The sequence below is a fragment of the Spiribacter curvatus genome (assembly GCF_000485905.1).
Classification (GTDB): Bacteria; Pseudomonadota; Gammaproteobacteria; order Nitrococcales; family Nitrococcaceae; genus Spiribacter; species Spiribacter curvatus.
The window spans coordinates 758,377-773,479 of record NC_022664.1 but is presented as its reverse complement, the minus strand read 5'-3'; the positions used below and the strand labels follow the sequence as shown (position 1 = coordinate 773,479).

The window sequence follows — 15,103 nt, the reverse complement described above, 5'->3', positions numbered from 1 at the left end:
TTCAGGATACCTGATGACGGCTGGCCGCGCGCACCCGGCCCGGGACCCAACGCCGGATCAAGCCCCCAAGGCCGCCGCGTGCGGGGACGGACGGCGCGGGTGGCTCAGCCGCCCTGACCGCAGCAGCTTCACGGGCAAGCCGCAATTCCTTGTAGAGGAAATGCGAAAACGCCCCCTGTGCTCCGAGCCGGTCGATGAAGCGCAGGATTGCGTCCCGAAGTGATTCGCGGTGTAGCGGCTGTTGCAGCGATAGACCGATCCCGGCAAGTTCGGCGTCCATTCGACCCGCCGCGCCGTAGACGCGCACGAACGTCTCGAGCCGATCAATCTGTGCCTCGACGCCCCAGTTCAGCTCGTCGGCGATCAGGAAAAACTGCTGCTGCACCAAAACCTCCGGAATGATCAGTGAATGACTGATTACAGGACTATTTTGCGCCGCAGCATAACGAGAGACAAGATCCTTCAGGGCATGAATCCATGTCCACCGAAGCATGGATCTAGGCCACCCCGTGGCTCTGGGCCCCGAGAGCCGCCATGAAGAGCTGAGCATGGCGATGACACAGCGCATCAAGGTCGCGGTCGTAGCCCCCACCGATCACCCCTGCCAGGGGAATGCCCCGCGATCGCGCCGTTTCAATCACATAGCCGTCACGACGCAGCAGCCCCTGATCAGTGAGCTCACAATGCCCGAGCCGATCCGCCTTGTGAACGTCGACACCGGCGTCATAGAGGATCAGCTCCGGCATCACCTGATCAATCAACCCGGGCAGGGTGCGGTCCAGCGTGTCGAGGTAGGCGTCGTCATCAAGCCCGCTGTCCAGGCCGATATCCCAATCGCTGCTGGCCTTACGGGCCGGGAAATTGCGGGCAACGTGCATGGAAAAGGTCACAGCCGCCGGTTGCTGGGCAAGCAGGCGCGCTGTTCCATCACCCTGATGGACATCCAGATCGACGATGAGCAACCGCTGCACAGCGCCCGCCGTGAGAAGGGTGACGGCGGTCACGGCAAGATCGTTGATCAGGCAATAACCACTCGCGAAATCCGCATGGGCATGATGGGTGCCACCGGCGCTATTCAGTGCCAGGCCGTATTCCAGCGCCAGCTGCGCGGTGAGCAGCGTTCCGCCGGTCTCGAGACGAACCCGCTCGACCAGTGCCGGTGACCACGGGAAACCGCTGCGGCGCTGTGCCGCTCGATCCAGCGTGCCACCGAGCAGATCGTCAAGGTAGGCGGGCGTGTGCACCGTCTCGAGCTGCGCTCGCGTTGCCTTGGATGGGCGATGCCATTGCAGATGCTGATCGAGCGCAGCGAGTTGATCGCGGAATCGGCGGAATTTCGCCATCGGAAACGGATGGGTCGATGGCAGGTCGATCGTGTAACCGGGGTGATGGACAGCGGGGAGTGGCATAGCAACAACGCGGCTCATCCACCGCTCAGGCGCTGTGGACCTGATTCCGCCCTGCCCCCTTGGCCTCATAGAGCGCTTCGTCAGCGCGCCGGAACCACGCTCGAAACCCCTCATGGAGCTGGTACTGGGCAACACCGGCGGAGATTTCAACATGCCCCAGCCCATGGTCGAGCTCGGTGGACGCCACCCTGAGCCGAATGGCCTCGGCGACGGTCATGGCCATTTCCCCCGTGGTGGCGGGCAGAATGACAACGAACTCCTCACCCCCCCAACGAATCAGATAGTCGGTTTGACGCAGGCGATCAGTCACCGTGGCAACGAGGGTCTTGAGGACATAGTCGCCCGCATCGTGACCATGGGTGTCGTTGACGCTCTTGAAATAGTCGATATCGAAATAAACGAGCGCCAGTGGCGTCTGATCGGCTTCAGCGCGCTGGATTTCGCGGGCGATGATTTCATCGCCGAACCGCCGGCTGTAGGCCTGCGTCAGGGCATCGCGGTTGGCGGCATTCCAGAGGCGCTTTTCAAACCGCCGCTGATCGGTATTGTCGCGAAGGATGATCACGCAACCCAGTTCACTGTCCGGCGACAGTTGCAAGGGCGTCACGGACATCTCAATATCAAGCAGACTCCCGTCCGGGCGTTTGATCTGACTGCGATGACCAGTCAGCGTTGCGCCGGTTTGCAGCACGCGGGTGATCGGCTGGACGAGATCGGTCACATCATCACTCGAGAGTGACCCAAACAGCACCTGCCAACTCTCGCCTATCCACGCCGCCTGATCAGGCTTGCCAAGGATCGTCTGACCCGCAGGGTTGACGAGCGTCACATGACCACTCGGATCGACGGCGATAATCCCCTCGACAACGCTTTCAACCACGCGTTGATGCGTCTGCTCAAGCGCGACTTCACGGGTCACCTCACGCTGGACAGAGATGTAGTAGGAGCGGTTCTGCTGCTCGCTGAAGTAGGGCCGAATGTTCCAGCGAACCATGTAGGGCTCGCCATTCTTTCGGTAATTGACGGTACAGCCCTCAAAGAACTCACCATTGAGGAGATTGTGCTTCAGCCGCTCCAGGACTGCCTGGTCGGTGCCCGACCCCTGGAGGATGCGGGGCGTCTGACCGATCAGTTCGGCCGCTGAATAACCGGTCTTTGCGCAGAAAGCGGAATTGGCATAGACAATCGCAGGACCAGGTAGCTCAAGATCGGTGGTCGTGATCAGCACCGAGTCGAAGATCTGTTCAATAACACCAACCAGCGCTGCCGGATCGTTCATTGGATCGGCCGGGCTGACGTCGAGCGACGGGGTTTTGCTCATTGGCCTGACGGCTCCGCTTGCATGGATTCGAAGAACACCACCCGATCCCCTCCGCTGGACTTGGCCCGGTATGAGGCCTGATCGGCGCGCCGGATCAGTTGATCGCCATCCAGTGGCTCGCCCGCATCGAACACAGCGGCACCCAGGCTACCGGTCACCCGCGCCGCCCCGCTGATACCGGCAAACCTGAGCGGCTCCCGTAAGCTGGCGAGGATCCGCTTGAATACCGAATCGCCACCGCGATAGCCCCGAATGACGAGCACGAATTCATCGCCACCGAGTCGCGCGACCGTGTCCTCATCGCGCAGGGTGTGCACAAGTCGGCTTGAGACCGTCCGTAATGCCTCATCGCCCACCTCATGGCCATAGCTGTCGTTCACGGGCTTGAAGTGATCCAGATCGAGCATGCACACCACAAAGGATTCCCCCGAGCGCTGCGCCTGAGCCACGGCCTGGTCGAGGCGATCGGTCAGGAGTCGTCGATTCGGGAGGCCGGTCAGAGCATCAAAGCTCGCGAGCCGTTCGAGCTCGGCCTGGTATTTGATCCGTTCACTGATGTCATGGAGGAGCGCGACATGCCGGACCGCCCCTGACTCCTCGTTGCGGAGTCGCGTTACGAATGCCTCGACCTCGACAGGCGCGCCGGATTTGGCGCGGAGCGTGATATCACGACTCCACGCCCCCTGAGCCGCATCGATTTCATCTTTAATGGCAGGCACGAGGGTCTCACGCTGCACCGGAAAGAAGAGCTGCTCGATCGGTTTTCCAGCAAACTCCCGGGCGGAGTAGCCGAGCAGCTGGCTCAGCGCTCGGTTCACCTCAACGACGTGATGTGTGGCATCGGTAATCACGATGCCCTCACGGGTTGCCTCGAAGACCTCTGCGGCCTGCTTCAAACGGTCCTGCGCGCGCTGGAATTCAGTCACATCCTCGATGTAGCCGTACCACGTGACAACGCCGTCCTCCCCCTTGTGGGTAGCCGGTGTTGAGCGACCATGGAGCGATCGTTCGCCGTTATGCGGCGTATTGATCCGGAAAACCGAGTCCCACAACGACAAATCCTGCCGAGAGCGCTGGGCTTCGTCGAATATCCGTTCTCGATCGGTGGGGTCCATCAGTCCGAAAATCACGTCTGAATCCGCCATTGCCGCCTCCGCCGAGCAGCCGCAGAGATCGATCACACGCTCGGAGATATAGGGAAAGGAGGTGTGGCCCTCGCCGTCCATCCGCAATTCAAAAAGCACACCAGGGAGATTATCCGCGAACCGACTGTAGCGCTCGAGCAACGTGCGCTCTGAGTCGGTCAGTCGGCACCGGCCCGTCCCGCCAACAACCCCGCCACCAGTCTGTTCGGATCCCACCCGCAGGGAGCGTAACGGCTTACGAAGCCGTTGCTGCAGACGGGACAGGGACGCGAGTAGCGCGCCGCCAAACCGGTAGAAATTGGACATGTTGTTCAGTCGATCCCCACTCACCATACTGCCGACTGGCTTAAAGGATATCACCCGCGCAGCCGTGATCGGTAGAGACACGCGCGAGCGTCAGGCCCTCTCGCCCAGCGCTCGAATATGGGCGGGCAGCCGGTTGTGGGAGCCATACATGAAGTGGTTTTCCATCCGCTCCGCGAATGCAGCCGCCTCGGGCTGATGGCCGATCGCCATTGCAACCTCGCGGATATGCATGGGCGCCGCCCCGCAGCATACGCCGAGATAGCTCACGCCCATGGCGTAGGCATCATGGGCGAAGGCACCGATTTCATAACGATTGCAGAAAAGCGGATCCAGTGCGGTCGGGAAAGGCCGACCATGGGGCGACGGACAGCTACAGGCGGGGGTGTCGGTCAGGCTGAAGAAGGTCGGCTCCTGATCGGTTGTCCGATAGGCGACCGGCAGTGCCGCGACATGACAGGAGACGGCGTCGCGGATCTGCTTGATCCACGGCATCATCGTATCCGGCCCGCGAAAGCAGTTCATGCCGACCACGCTTGCGCCGGCCTGCTCGAGCGCGACGCAGGTCTCGACAATGCCTGGGCCATCCATCATGCGGTTCTCCGCCATCGGCGCCAGCGTAATAACCGCTGGCAGGCCATGGCGACGGATGACCTCGAGCGCCGCCTGGGCCTCGCCCGCGTAATAGAACGTCTCACCGATCATCAGATCAGCGCCCTCTTCCACCGACCATCCGACCATCTCATCGAACATCGCACGGACATCGTCCTGGACCCGTGGGTCCTCCGGATCCCAGATGTTGGTGTTGGAGATGTTGCCTGCCATCAGGTTACCGGGCTGGTCATCGGCTACACGGCGGGCGATCTTCAGCGCCGCTCGATTGAGGGGCTCGAGACGGTCTTCCCTGCCGATGACGCGCATCTTCTCGCGGTGACCGTTATAGGTGAACGCCTGGACGATATCCGAGCCGGCATGCTGGAAATCCCGGTGCAGGGTCTCCAGCGCGTCGGGGCGGAGCAATGCGACTTCCGGCACGAACTCGCCCGCGGACAGATAACCGCGCCGCTCGAGTTCAAAGAGGAATCCCTCCGCACAGACAAGCGGCCCTTCGTTGAGTCGCTCAGTCACGATATCGCCCGTCATCCCGTCATCCTCTTGTTCCGCCTTACAGATTTGCGGCGGGAGCATGACCGATCGACGTGGAAGAACACAAGGCAGGCCGTGCATTGACGGGCCGTGCTGGCAGGAAATGAATGGTCGGGACGGCAGGATTTGAACCTGCGACCCTCTGCACCCCATGCAGATGCGCTACCAGGCTGCGCTACGCCCCGACTGACGGAATCATACAACAGGCGTCGCCCTGAGGCCAGACGCCAGGGGGCCTGGCCTCAGCGTTTGAGCTCGCTCAGCAATGCCTCAAGCTCCGTGCGGAGCTGGCGCACCACCTGTTGGCGCTGATTCGCGTCATCGCGAGCCGACTCGCCGGAGAGCTGCTGACGGGCGCCCCCAATGGTAAAGCCCTGGAGGTATAACAGCCCCCGGATCTGGCGGATAAGGATGACATCCTGGCGCTGGTAGTAACGCCGATTGCCGCGGCGCTTCACCGGGCTGAGCTGGCTGAACTCCTGCTCCCAGTAGCGCAATACATGCGGCTTGACCGCGCAAAGCTCACTCACCTCGCCGATCGTGAAGTAACGCTTGGCTGGAATCGGCGGAAGCGTTTCGCTACTGCTCGTGTCCGGCATACGCCTCTACCCGGGCCTTGAGCTTCTGCCCCGGACGGAATGTCACCACACGGCGCGCCGAGATGGGGATCTCCTCACCCGTCTTGGGGTTGCGGCCCGGCCGCTCACTCTTATCACGCAGATCAAAGTTGCCAAATCCCGACAGCTTGACGGGTGTCCCCGCCTCCAGCGCCTGGCGGATCTCTTCGAAAAAGCTCTCCACCAACTCTTTGGCCTCGCGCTTATTCAGACCCACCTCCTCGAAAAGCCGCTCGGCCATATCGGCCTTGGTCAGCGCCATGCCTGCCCTACTCCCTCAGTTCCGCGTTCAGTGTGTCGGCCAGCGAGCGGACCACGGCCTGCTGCACCGCATCCACCTCATCGTCCGTAAGAGTGCGGGATTTATCCTGCAATATCAATCCCATAGCGAGGCTTTTGCACCCTTCGGTAACACCTTTTCCACGGTAGACGTCAAACAGATCAACCGACTCCAGCACATCCCCCGCAGCAGCGGTAATGCAGTCACGCACCGCATCCGCGGAGACCGATTCCGCCACCACAACGGCCAGGTCACGGCGAATGGACGGGTAGCGAGAGAGGGCACTGAACGCCGGCAGGGCGCGATCGTGAAACGCCGACTGCTCGAGCTCGAAGAGATAGACGCGCCCGTCCAGATCCAGCGCCCGGGCCTGTTCCGGGTGCAGCGCACCGACCCAGCCAACGACTCGATCATCGCAGACAATACGCGCCGACTGACCCGGGTGCAGGGCGGGATGAACGGCCGACTCGAAGCGGCAGCGATGGGCCGGCCCCGCCAACGCCAGGAGCGCCTCGACATCACCTTTGACATCGAAGAAATCGGCCGGACGATCGGACTGATCCCAGTGCTGGGGCGTCGCCGGGCCGGTGACCACTCCGGCGATCATCGGTGTCTGCTCCAGCGTTTCAAGCCCGCCACGAAACCGCAATCCCGCCTCGAACAGCCGAACACGCGTCATCTGGCGGTTGCGGTTATGCATCGCCGCGCGGATCAAACCAGGCCAGAGCGAGCTGCGCATCACGCCCATATCACTCGAGAGCGGATTGGCGAGCGCCAGAGGCGAGTGCTCAGGGTCGAGCCGTGCCTGCAGATCCGCGGGCACGAAACTGTAGGTGATCGCTTCGTGAAAGCCCCGATCCACCAGCAACGCCCGCAGTCGGCCCAGCGCGATGTCTGACTCCGACTGCGCGGGAATCGACGCCGGTAATGCCGTACGCCGCGTCGGCAGTCGATCATAGCCATGGATTCGGGCGATTTCCTCGATCAGATCAACCTCACGCGCGATGTCGAATCGCCAGCTCGGCGACTCGACCCACCAGGTATCGCCATCCGCACGCGGCGGCATCCCCAGACGACTGAGGGTTTCCTCCATGGTCTCCGGCGCGATCGCCGTTCCCAGCAATGCATTCACACGTTTCGGACGCACGCTGACCGAGCGGGTCGCGGGCAAATGATCGGCCTCCACTGCCTCGATGACAGGGCCCGGGTCACCGCCAGCATGGGCGATGATGAGCGCCGTCGCGCGCTCGATGGCATCGCGGCAGCGCTGCGGATCCACGCCGCGCTCAAAACGATGCGAGGAGTCGGTATGCAGTCCATACTCACGCGCGCGACCGGCGATGGCAGCCGGTGCGAAGAACGCGGCCTCAAGGAACAGATCCGTGGTCGCTTCACTGACCGCTGTCTCCTGCCCCCCCATCACTCCGGCGATCGCAACGGGTCGCTCGTGATCGGCGATCACCAGAGTGCCGGCCGTCAGCGCCACTGATTCCCCATTCAGCAGTGTGAGCGACTCGCCCTCATCGGCATGACGCACCCGGATACCGCCGCTCAATGCCGCCTTATCGAAGGCATGCATGGGCTGGCCCAACTCGAGCATCAGGTAATTGGTGATATCCACTGTCAGGCTGAGCGGCCGGATGCCGGCTCGCCGGAGCCGCTCAGCCAGCCAGACCGGTGTCCTGGCAGCGGGATTGATTCCCCGGATGACTCGACCGCAGTAGCGCGGGCAATCGGTCGGCTGCTCGAGACTGACCGGCCGCGTGGCATCATGCGTCGCATCAATCGCAGTGGCGTCGGGCGACGCCACCGGATTGCCGGTCAGCACACCGACCTCCCGAGCCACACCCGCCATGCTCAGGCAATCACTGCGGTTGGGGGTGAGTTCCACCTCAATAACCGCGTCATCGAGATCCAACCACTCCCGCAGGTCCTGGCCCACCGGCGCGTGCGTAGGAAGCGGCATCAGCCCGGCACTCTCCTCGGACAGACCCAGCTCTTTCGCCGCGCAGAGCATGCCATACGACTTCACGCCCCGGAGCTTGGTCGCCTTGATCTTGATATCCGCCGGCAGGCGCGCACCAACGCGGGCGAAGGGGGCCTTCAGACCGGCCGCAGCATTGGGCGCCCCGCAGACCACCGTCTTTGCCTCGCCACTGCCGTCTTCCACCGTACAGACCTTCAACCGCTCGGCGTCCGGATGCGGCTCGCAGTGCGTGATCTCGCCGATCACCACCGCGCTGAAGGCGGGCGCGGCAGCCTCCACGGAATCCACTTCAAGACCGGCCATGGTCAGGCGCTCCGCCAACTCGCGGGTCGACTCTGGCAGCGCCACCCATTCACTCAACCAACGTTCGCTGATTCTCATACGGCGCTCCTAGCGGAACTGACGCAAAAAGCGCAGATCGTTCTCGAAAAAGATTCTCAGGTCGTTGACGCCGTAGCGGAGCATCGCCAGCCGTTCAACTCCCATACCGAAGGCATAGCCGGTGTAGCGCTCGGCATCGATGCCGGCCGACTCGAAGACCGCCGGATGAACCATGCCGCAGCCGAGGATCTCCAGCCAGCCACTGCCACTGCAGACCCGGCAGCCGTCGCCGTGACAGAACATGCACTCAACATCCACCTCCGCAGAGGGCTCGGTGAATGGAAAGTAGGAGGGGCGGAAACGCAGCGCCAGATCGGCCTCGAAGAACCGGCGGACAAAGTCCTCGAGCACCGCCTTGAGATCGCCAAAGGTCACGCCCTCATCCACCACCAGACCCTCGACCTGATGGAACATCGGGGTGTGTGTCAGATCCGAGTCGCAGCGATAGACACGCCCTGGGGCAATCACTCGAACCGGCGCGCCCTCCGCCTCCATGACCCGGATCTGCACCGGCGAGGTATGCGTGCGCAGCAGGTGGCGGGCATCAAAGTAGAAGGTGTCGTGCATGGCCCGGGCCGGATGGTCGGCGGGAATATTGAGCGCCTCGAAGTTGTGATAGTCATCCTCCACCTCCGGGCCTTCCGCCACCGCGAAGCCAACACCCCGGAACATCGACTCGATGCGCTCGAGGGTACGGGTGATGGGGTGCAGGCCGCCCGGTGGTTCACCCCGACCGGGCAGTGTCACGTCCACACGATCCGCCTCGAGAGCAGCGTTGAGTTCTGCCGTCTCCAGCGCGTTACGCCGCGCCTCAAGGCGCTCGGCAACCCGCTGCTTAGCGGCGTTGATCGCCTGCCCCGCCGCTGGCCGCTCTTCTGCAGGAAGACGACCCAGTGACTTCAGCTGTTCGGTGATCTGGCCCTTCTTACCCAGATACGCGACCCGGACCGCATCCAGCTCCGCGACGCTGGTGGCCTCGTCGACGGCCTGCTCGGCCCGCTCGGTCAATGACTGGAGCGCGTCACTCATGGTTATTCCCGCTTGCAGACAAAAAAAAGGGGAAGACAGCGGCCTTCCCCTACTGGCCGTCCCTTACCGGGACGTTTACGCCAGCGCCGCCTTCGCGCGCTCGGCAATCGCGCTGAAGCCGGCGGCATCATGCACCGCCATATCGGCGAGCATCTTCCGATCCACCTCAATCTCGGCCTGTTTCAGACCGTTCATGAGCCGGCTATAAGACAACCCGTTGATACGGGCCGCGGCATTGATGCGCTGGATCCACAGGGCACGGAACTCGCGCTTGCGGACCCGGCGATCCCGGTAGGCGTACTGGCCGGCCTTGATGACCGCCTGATTAGCTACCTTGAACGTCTTATGACGTGCACCGTAGTAACCCTTCGCCTTGCCGAGGACCTTCTTGTGGCGGCGGCGTGCGGTGACGCCACGCTTGACTCTGGCCATCTTCAGAATCCTCTCTGTTCAGTTTGTTTCAGCTGTAGGGCAATAGCCGCCGAATCATCGGCGTATCCTGCTTTGCAACCAATGTGGTGGCACGCAGCTCGACCTTCCGCTTCGCATCCTTCTTGGTCAGGATGTGATTGTGGAAGGCATGCGCCCGCTTATAACGACCGCTCGCGGTCTTGCGGAAGCGCTTGGCGGCGCCACGGTTCGTCTTGATCTTCGGCATGAACCGTTTCTCCGTTGCCACAAAAAAGAACACCCGGCGGACCGGGCGCTCACCCGACGGAGGTCGAAACCTCCGCTATTTCCCCTTACGGGGAGACATCGTCATCACCATCAACCGGCCTTCCATCTTGGGGCGTTGATCGACGGTGGCATCGTCCTCGAGATCTTTCTCGACCCGCTGCAACAGCTCAAGGCCGAGCTCCTGATGCGCCATTTCCCGACCGCGAAAGCGCAGGGTCACTTTGACCTTATCGCCATCCTCGAGAAATTTCCTGAGGTTACGCAGCTTGACCTCATAGTCGCCGGCATCCGTCCCCGGCCGGAACTTCACTTCCTTGACCTGGATCTGCTTTTGTTTCTTCTTGGCAGCCTGCTGTTTCTTCGACTGCTCGAACTTCCATTTACCGAAGTCCATCACCCGGCAGACGGGTGGATCGGCGTTGGGATCCAGCTCGACCAGGTCCTGATTGACGCCCTGTGCCCGTTCAACGGCTTCAGTGGTCTCGACGATACCCACCTGCTCGCCGTTCTCGTCGATCATGCGGACGCGGGGAACCTGGATGTCTTCATTGATCCGCCGGTTTTCGCCGGCGCCGGGCTGCTGGCGACGTGCCCCCGGCTTTCTGCGTATAGCGATGCTTTAATCCTCCACAAGCGTTCGGCCCAAACGGGCGACATCATGATCCAGGCGCTCAACGAACGCCTCGAGCGACATCGAGCCAAGGTCTTCACCCGCCCGCGTACGGACCGCGACCTGACCGGATTCCCGCTCCTGATCACCAACGACCACCATATACGGTACTCGTCTGATTGTATGTTCACGGATCTTAAAGCCGATCTTCTCGTTCCTCAAGTCGCATTCGGCGCGAAAACCCCGGTCGCTCAACTGTTTCCGGATGCTTTGGGCATATTCCGACTGTCGATCGGTGATATTCACGACCTCTACCTGCGTGGGCACCAGCCAGACCGGCCAGTCGCCGCCGTAGTGCTCGGTCAGCACACCGATGAAGCGCTCGAATGATCCAAAGATGGCCCGATGCAGCATGACCGGAACCGCACGATCACCGCCCTCGGTGACATATTCCGCGCTGAGCCGACCCGGCATGGAGAAATCCACCTGCATGGTGCCGCACTGCCAGACCCGGTTGAGGCAATCACGCATGGCAAGCTCGATCTTGGGCCCGTAGAACGCGCCCTCCCCCGGATTGATGGTGAAATCCATATCCTTGGCGATGAGCGCCTGCTCAAGCGCGGCCTCCGCGCGATCCCAGAGCCCATCCTCGCCAACGCGCTTTGGCGGCCGCGTGGACAGCGCAACCTGCACGTCGTCGAAACCGAAGTCGTGGTAGACGCTGAATGCGAGGTCGAGAAACGCTGAAACCTCGTCCTGAAGCTGATCTTCGGTGCAAAAGATATGCGCGTCGTCCTGGGTGAAATTGCGCACCCGCATCAGCCCATGCAGCGTGCCCGACGGCTCGTTGCGATGACAGTTACCAAACTCCGAGAGCCGCAGCGGCAGATCCCGATAGCTCTTCAGCCCCTGGTTGTATACCTGAACGTGACAGGGACAGTTCATGGGCTTGACCGCGTAGTCGCGATGCTCCGAGTGGGTGGTGAACATGTCCTCGCGGAACTTCTCCCAGTGACCGGAGCGCTCCCAGAGGCTGCGGTCCACCAGCTCGGGCGTGCGGATCTCCTGATAGCCATGCGCTGACAGACGCCGGCGCAGATAGTCCTGCAGCGTGGTATAGATCCGCCAGCCGTTGGGATGCCAGAACACCATGCCCGGCGACTCTTCCTGGATGTGGAAGAGGTCCTGACTGCGGGCGATGCGACGGTGATCGCGCTTTTGCGCCTCCTCAAGGAACTGAAGGTGCGCCTTCAAGGCTTTGCGGTCGGCGAAGGCCGTCCCGTAAATGCGCTGGAGCATCTCGTTATTGGCATCGGCGCGCCAATAGGCGCCCGCCAGCTTGGTGAGCTTGAACGCCCTGAGAAACCGCGTGTTGGGCACATGCGGGCCCAGACACATGTCGACATACTCCTGATGGTGGTAGAGCGCCATGGAGTCAACGTCAGTCAGGTTCTCGATCAGCTCGACCTTGTAGTTCTCGCCCCGCTCGCGGAACAGCTGCAGCGCCTCGAAGCGCGGCGTCACGTGCTTGATGACGTTATAGTCCTGGTCGATCAGCTCGGCCATCCGCTTTTCGATCTGCTCGAGATCTTCCGGATGGAAGCCCGCGTCGTAGCGGATGTCGTAGTAGTACCCACCCTCGACAACCGGGCCGATCGCCATCTGCGCTTCCGGATACAGCTGTTTGACCGCCTGTCCGAGCAGGTGGCAGCAGGAATGGCGGATAATCTCCAGCCCTTCGGGATCCTTTGGCGTAATGATCTGCAGCTCTGCATCTTCGTCAATGCGGTCGACGGCATCGACGAGCGTGCCGTTGACACGGCCGGCCACCGTGGCCTTCGCAAGCCCGGCACCAATGTCCTGCGCGATGTCGAGTACAGAGAGGGGTTCGGCGTAGTCGCGTTGACTGCCGTCAGGAAGGGTGATGAGCGGCATTAAGGACTCCACAGTGGTGACCCATACCAGAGGCCACATGCATCAATGGGCGGACAGGATGTGGTAGGCGCGAGTGGATTCGAACCACCGACCCCCACCATGTCAAGGTGGTGCTCTAACCTACTGAGCTACGCGCCTGTCGTCAGGGGCGAGAGTATAGCGGGATTGGGCGACGTTGCCAAAGGGGGGTTGCAACCCGCTGTCTTATCAAGCTCTCTGGCTCTGCTAGGCGACCCGTCAAGGTATATACATGGCATTCAAGCGACGAAAACCTCCTATCGCTGAATGCCTATACCGCAGCGGCCTGAGCGAAGCGAAAGCCCTTTCACCGGACCGGTGGCAGGCATAACATGCCCGCCACCATGAACGACGCCACCCCTTCCAGGAGCCGCATCCTCCTTGCCTGTGCCGGGCTGACCGGCACCGCCTTTTTCTGGGCGACCAATGCCGTCCTGGGGCGTGCCACGGTCGGGGAGATTCCGCCCATCTCGCTGGCATTCTGGCGCTGGGTCACGGCGCTGATCATCCTCGCCCCCATCGGCATACCGGCGGTGATCCGGCAATGGCCCACAGTGAAACGCCACTGGCGGGCGATGGCCGTTCTGGCAGCGCTCAGCGTGGGGCTTTTCAATACCTTGCTTTATGTCGCTGCCCAGACCACCACGGCTCTGAATATCGCGCTCATGAACGCGAGTCTGCCCATCGCCCTCGGTCTGGCCGCGCATTTCACGCTGGGCGAGCGCCTTGATCCAATCCGGGGACTGGGCATTGCACTGGGCTTCTGTGGCATCCTGACCATTATCACCGAGGCCGATCCGATGCGGCTGCTGCGCCTGGCGTTCGTCCCCGGCGATCTGGTGATGCTCGGCGCAGTCGCGTCCTGGAGCACTTTCTCGGTAGTACTGCGGCGCCAGGCCGTGCCCCTCAGTGCCGCCGCCTTCCTGACCGTGCAGATCGCCCTGGGCATACCCGTGGTCGCACCGTTCTACCTTGCCGAGATCAGTCAGGTCGGGCTGCAACTGCCCAACCTGTCGAACTTTTGGGTGTTTCTGACCGTTGCGGTCGGTCCCGGGCTGCTGGCCTACACATTCTGGAACAATGGCGTCCGCACCATCGGCGCCTCACGGGCCGCGCTCTTCCTCTACCTCATCCCGGTTTTCGCGGCGATCCTCGGCTACATTTTCCTGGGCGAGAGGCTGGCGGCGTTTCATGCGGTCGGCGGTGTCTTCATCCTCGCCGGCCTGTTGCTGGCCAGCCGGCGTCCCTGCGCAAACAAGGTTCAGAACGGGTAATGCCTGGGGAGGATCAACCGATGCCATTTTCCCGCCTGCTCGCACTCGCCCTGCTCGTCTCGGCCTCGAACACCCCCGGGCCCTCGCTTTCCTCCCGGGCGGCGAGGCGCTGGTCACCGAGCGCCCCGGCCGGTTTGCTGGATATCGAACTGCATCCGGACTATGCCGACAATCGTCTGATCTATCTGACATGGGCTGGTGAATGTAACGGGGGCAATGCGACACATCTGGGCCGCGGCCGCCCCGATGGTAAGCGACTGGCAGACTTCGAAACGCTATTGGTGGCCGATCCCTGTGTGCGCAGCACAAAACACTTTGGCTCGCGCATCGTCTTCGACGACAAGGGGTACCTTTTCATGACCACCGGGGATCGCGGTGAGCGCGACCGCGCCCAGGACCTGGGGGATCACAACGGATCGGTCCTGCGCCTCAATGACGATGGCAGCATACCGGCGGGCAATGCCTTCACGAATCGAGCGGATGCGCAGCCGGCCATCTACAGTCTCGGTCATCGCAATCCGCAGGGTGCCGCGATCCATCCCGGGACCGGTGCGCTCTGGATCCACGAGCACGGTCCGCGCGGTGGTGACGAGATCAACCTGCCCGAATCCGGCGCCAACTTTGGCTGGCCCGAGACGACCTACGGCCGCGAATACTGGGGGCCGGAGGGTAGGCTTTATCTGCTCACCGATCATCCCAGTGGCGAAATATTGAGGCTGACCCAGTCTGACGATGGCTGAGCCGACCGGTGACCCGTCACTCGAACCTCGGCCCCACATCAGCCAAACAGCTGCCATCGATGGGCTCGTCCGGTGCATCCAGGAAGTTGGGTTCTACCCCACTACTGCGGACGATTTCGTTAAAGATCGTTTTTTGCCACCCATCACCGAGAATGAAAGCATGAAACCGCTCGGAAAATTCCTGACCCAGATGACTGGCGGCAGCAGGATTAGCCAGAACGAGGCAGGCT

The 15,103-nt window shown here is 62.2% G+C and carries 15 protein-coding genes and 2 tRNA genes; 2 read left to right on the top strand and 15 right to left on the bottom strand.

The genetic code is table 11. The features are described 5' to 3' along the window. Nucleotide 1 precedes the first annotated feature (1 nt). From SPICUR_RS03840 to SPICUR_RS03770, 15 genes are all read right to left on the bottom strand, one after another. Nucleotides 2–385, bottom strand: a complete 384-nt coding sequence (locus SPICUR_RS03840; RefSeq protein WP_148291313.1) for a hypothetical protein — start codon at nucleotides 383–385, stop codon at nucleotides 2–4. 112 nt (nucleotides 386–497) lie between these two features. After that, the gene (locus tag SPICUR_RS03835; RefSeq protein WP_023366230.1) at nucleotides 498–1,409 is read right to left on the bottom strand and encodes a histone deacetylase family protein; all 912 of its coding nucleotides are present in this window, start codon (nucleotides 1,407–1,409) and stop codon (nucleotides 498–500) included. A 25-nt stretch (nucleotides 1,410–1,434) separates the two neighbouring features. Then, nucleotides 1,435–2,730, bottom strand: a complete 1,296-nt coding sequence (locus SPICUR_RS03830; protein WP_023366228.1) for a sensor domain-containing diguanylate cyclase — start codon at nucleotides 2,728–2,730, stop codon at nucleotides 1,435–1,437. Next, a complete protein-coding gene (locus tag SPICUR_RS03825) occupies nucleotides 2,727–4,181 on the bottom strand; it encodes a diguanylate cyclase domain-containing protein (RefSeq protein ID WP_158499825.1) in 1,455 nt (484 codons plus the stop codon). Before SPICUR_RS03825 ends, SPICUR_RS03830 begins: the two co-directional genes overlap by 4 nt. Before the next feature lie 90 nt (nucleotides 4,182–4,271). Further along, nucleotides 4,272–5,321 carry a homocysteine S-methyltransferase family protein gene (locus SPICUR_RS03820; protein ID WP_023366224.1) on the bottom strand — a complete coding sequence of 350 codons (1,050 nt, stop codon included), beginning with the start codon at nucleotides 5,319–5,321 and terminating at the stop codon, nucleotides 4,272–4,274. A gap of 111 nt (nucleotides 5,322–5,432) precedes the next feature. After that, nucleotides 5,433–5,509 (bottom strand) — tRNA-Pro (locus SPICUR_RS03815). A gap of 57 nt (nucleotides 5,510–5,566) precedes the next feature. Then, on the bottom strand, nucleotides 5,567–5,923 hold the full coding sequence (locus SPICUR_RS03810) for a MerR family transcriptional regulator (protein WP_023366222.1): 357 nt from the start codon (nucleotides 5,921–5,923) through the stop codon (nucleotides 5,567–5,569). Then, nucleotides 5,904–6,203, bottom strand: a complete 300-nt coding sequence (gene ihfA, locus SPICUR_RS03805; protein ID WP_023366220.1) for an integration host factor subunit alpha — start codon at nucleotides 6,201–6,203, stop codon at nucleotides 5,904–5,906. The genes SPICUR_RS03810 and ihfA overlap by 20 nt, the downstream gene beginning before the upstream one ends. A 7-nt stretch (nucleotides 6,204–6,210) precedes the next feature. Continuing rightward, nucleotides 6,211–8,589: a phenylalanine--tRNA ligase subunit beta gene (pheT, locus tag SPICUR_RS03800; protein ID WP_041381657.1), complete on the bottom strand. Its 2,379-nt coding sequence runs from the start codon at nucleotides 8,587–8,589 to the stop codon at nucleotides 6,211–6,213. A gap of 9 nt (nucleotides 8,590–8,598) precedes the next feature. Beyond that, a complete protein-coding gene (gene pheS / locus SPICUR_RS03795) occupies nucleotides 8,599–9,618 on the bottom strand; it encodes a phenylalanine--tRNA ligase subunit alpha (RefSeq protein WP_023366216.1) in 1,020 nt (339 codons plus the stop codon). Between the two features lie 75 nt (nucleotides 9,619–9,693). After that, a complete protein-coding gene (rplT, locus tag SPICUR_RS03790) occupies nucleotides 9,694–10,050 on the bottom strand; it encodes a 50S ribosomal protein L20 (RefSeq protein WP_023366214.1) in 357 nt (118 codons plus the stop codon). Between the two features lie 28 nt (nucleotides 10,051–10,078). Then, nucleotides 10,079–10,276: a 50S ribosomal protein L35 gene (rpmI, locus tag SPICUR_RS03785; RefSeq protein WP_041382158.1), complete on the bottom strand. Its 198-nt coding sequence runs from the start codon at nucleotides 10,274–10,276 to the stop codon at nucleotides 10,079–10,081. A 75-nt stretch (nucleotides 10,277–10,351) separates the two neighbouring features. Further along, on the bottom strand, nucleotides 10,352–10,816 hold the full coding sequence (infC, locus tag SPICUR_RS03780; RefSeq protein ID WP_023366210.1) for a translation initiation factor IF-3: 465 nt from the start codon (nucleotides 10,814–10,816) through the stop codon (nucleotides 10,352–10,354). 99 nt (nucleotides 10,817–10,915) lie between these two features. Beyond that, nucleotides 10,916–12,841, bottom strand: a complete 1,926-nt coding sequence (thrS, locus tag SPICUR_RS03775) for a threonine--tRNA ligase (protein ID WP_023366208.1) — start codon at nucleotides 12,839–12,841, stop codon at nucleotides 10,916–10,918. A gap of 61 nt (nucleotides 12,842–12,902) precedes the next feature. After that, nucleotides 12,903–12,979 (bottom strand) — tRNA-Val (locus SPICUR_RS03770). A 224-nt stretch (nucleotides 12,980–13,203) separates the two neighbouring features. Here SPICUR_RS03770 and SPICUR_RS03765 point away from each other — a divergent pair. Together SPICUR_RS03765 and SPICUR_RS03760 are read left to right on the top strand one after the other, a co-directional pair. Next, the gene (locus SPICUR_RS03765) at nucleotides 13,204–14,133 is read left to right on the top strand and encodes a DMT family transporter (protein WP_041382156.1); all 930 of its coding nucleotides are present in this window, start codon (nucleotides 13,204–13,206) and stop codon (nucleotides 14,131–14,133) included. Nucleotides 14,134–14,153: 20 nt separating this feature from the next. Further along, entirely contained in the window at nucleotides 14,154–14,873 is a 720-nt protein-coding gene (locus SPICUR_RS03760; protein ID WP_051373235.1) for a PQQ-dependent sugar dehydrogenase, read from the top strand. The last annotated feature ends 230 nt before the right edge of the window (nucleotides 14,874–15,103 follow it).